1 protein-coding gene is annotated in these 1451 nt (G+C 54.9%); it reads right to left on the bottom strand.

All coding sequences use genetic code 11. The features are described 5' to 3' along the window. Positions 1–21: 21 nt before the first annotated feature. Complete coding sequence (nirK, locus tag BM022_RS14940) at positions 22–1122, bottom strand: copper-containing nitrite reductase (RefSeq protein ID WP_091140567.1); 1101 nt, start codon at positions 1120–1122, stop codon at positions 22–24. Between the last annotated feature and the right edge of the window lie 329 nt (positions 1123–1451).

The following is a 1451-nucleotide window of genomic DNA, read 5'->3' as shown; positions in this document are numbered from 1 at the left end:
GAAGAATTTCAGGTGATTCTTTTAGTGATCCATTGCCGGGGTTGAATTCTCGTTCGGCTTTTTGAGCTGGATCATGAGATCGTCGTCCCATTTGCCCTCGACATTCATGTGTGCTGCCGCACCCAGCAATACCGCCTCGATCAGGTTGTGGCTGAGGTACACATACAAGCCGGGTTGCTTGAACTCATACAACGCCGCCACTGCAGCACCGCCAGGAACGAACCAGGTTTCCTGGTTGGTAATCGGCGTATCGGCAAATGAGCCGCCCTGCCATACCAGGTCGCCATGGCCGCCAATCAGGTGAGGCCGCGAATCACGGTTGGCCTGGGAGTGAATGAACAGCACCTTCTCGCCCACTTTGGCCTTGAGTGCATTATCCCCGGTCAGAGCACCCACTGCGCCGTTGAAGACGACATGGGTCGGGATAAGTCCCTTGGACAGCTCAAGCATCTCATGCATGCCTTCGGCAGGGGAACCATAGGTCTTGAATTTGCCATCCGCACCCTTGGGCAGGTAGAGGTCCTGCTCGCCGATGTAGTAGGCGCGGTCATAACGCACAGCCTTGCCCTTGGCATCCTTCAGGCCGTCGCGCGGCAATACCATGATGGCGCCATTCATGCCGGAGATGACGTGAAACGGGATCATGGTGCCACCAGGGGCACAGTGATAGACAAATACGCCAGGCTTGATGGCCTTCCAGCGCAATACCACATCTTCGCCCGGTGCAACCAGGGTCAGGCCAGCACCACCCAGGGCACCCGTGGCAGCGTGAAAGTCAACGTTGTGCGACATGCTGCTGGTCTTGGGGTTGACCAGCGTCAGTTCAACGTAGTCATCCTGATGCACGACAATCAGCGGACCCGGAACGGTGCCATTGAATGTCAGTGCCCACATTTTGGTGCCATCCGGTGCAACGTCCACCAGCTTCTCTATGGTTTCCATGCGGATCTTGACTACCTTGGGTCCGCCCTTGGCCACCTGGTCGTGCTTGGGTACAAAGGGAGGCGCCACCAGTTCCTGGGTCACCACCGGTAATTTGGAAATGTTGGTTGCCGCTACGGCCGGGGCAGCGCTTATGCACAGCAATCCCAACCCGACAACCCCTTGAACTACTTTGTTCATGTCTTCCCTCCATATATTGTTTATCACCACGCATCATCCCATGCGCCATTCCATCTGCCGTTCAAATCTGCTGCTCACCCTTTTCTGAAGAGCATCTCTAAAAATTCATACACCCCAAAACGTCATCCCCTCCACCACACCACCTACACCTCACCCACACAACCATACCGCCGTCCTCAAAAATGACGACGCTTCAGCTATTCAACAGAGGGGGGAGAAAAACATTTTTCCGGACGGCAACGAGGTATGCGCGAATTTCGAATTTTTAGAGATGCCCTAAAGAGCGTAGGCCCGGCAACTATACAGCTTTACAATTTACATGTCCATGG

It is taken from the genome of Nitrosospira sp. Nsp14, assembly GCF_900113575.1.
Lineage (GTDB): Bacteria > Pseudomonadota > Gammaproteobacteria > Burkholderiales > Nitrosomonadaceae > Nitrosospira.
The sequence above is the reverse complement of the archived record's forward strand: the minus strand, read 5'-3'. Positions and strand labels throughout refer to the sequence as shown.